This window comes from Paraburkholderia sp. SIMBA_053 (assembly GCF_046534895.1).
In the GTDB taxonomy this organism is placed as follows: domain Bacteria; phylum Pseudomonadota; class Gammaproteobacteria; order Burkholderiales; family Burkholderiaceae; genus Paraburkholderia; species Paraburkholderia caledonica.
In genome coordinates this window covers 1-266 of record NZ_JAWRXU010000837.1, presented here as the reverse complement: position 1 = coordinate 266, position 266 = coordinate 1, and the positions used below count along the sequence as shown (strand labels likewise).

Sequence of the window (266 nt, the reverse complement as noted above, 5' to 3'; positions counted from 1 at the left end):
CGGAGTGAAGCTCACGATGTAGTCGCCGCCGCGCAGACCCGGAATCCGGTAGGCACCGTCGCTGTCAGTCGCGACCGACGCGGTGCTCGAACCGTCCGGCGTGCTGGCCCGCACCGTGACGCTCTCGAGCGGTTCGCCGTCGCTTTGCCGCATCACGCGACCGGAAATCGAGCCGCCCAGGTCAAGCGCCGCGTCGATCCCGTCGACACCCTCGCCCTCGGTGAGGGCGACCCGCTGCGCGCTCTCCCGGTCGGCGGCGTCGTTCC

The 266-nt window shown here is 71.4% G+C and carries 1 protein-coding gene; it reads right to left on the bottom strand.

Annotated elements, in window-relative coordinates; all coding sequences use genetic code 11:
- The coding region (locus SB753_RS37940; RefSeq protein WP_410805272.1) for a carboxypeptidase-like regulatory domain-containing protein at nucleotides 1-266 on the bottom strand (266 nt) is incomplete at both ends.